At 52.9% G+C, this 393-nt stretch carries 1 protein-coding gene; it reads right to left on the bottom strand.

Annotated features, from left to right (window positions below; genetic code table 11):
• On the bottom strand, positions 1-393 hold a 393-nt coding region (locus tag C5471_RS23720; protein ID WP_166296720.1), incomplete at both ends, for an RHS repeat-associated core domain-containing protein.

Raw genomic sequence — 393 nt, forward strand, 5'->3', positions numbered from 1 at the left:
TTCGAAGGGCCTTGCGTTTATGGTATCCAGTAGGATCACAACCCGCCAATCCCAGAGGATCAATCCAATTCGCCGGATTATGAACGTACGCATACGGATTCAGGCCCCCTGCCAGCCCTAGCGGATCGGGCGTAATAAACCGGCCTGTCTCCGGGGCATAATACCTGAACGTATTAAAATGCAGCCCGGTCTCATTGTCAAAGTATTGGCCCACATAACGCAGGTTTTGCCTGAAATCATAGTCGGTTGATGACAGGGCCGGATCGGTGAAGTAAGCCAGCGGCGAGCCATCCAGTTCGCCAAAAAGGCGATATTTTCCCGCCCACGCTATTTTCCCTTCCTCGTTCGTGACTTCCAGCGGCGCACCGTTGATATCAGTGTGGTACCAGTAGT

This window comes from Photorhabdus tasmaniensis (assembly GCF_011189505.1).
Lineage (GTDB): Bacteria > Pseudomonadota > Gammaproteobacteria > Enterobacterales > Enterobacteriaceae > Photorhabdus > Photorhabdus tasmaniensis.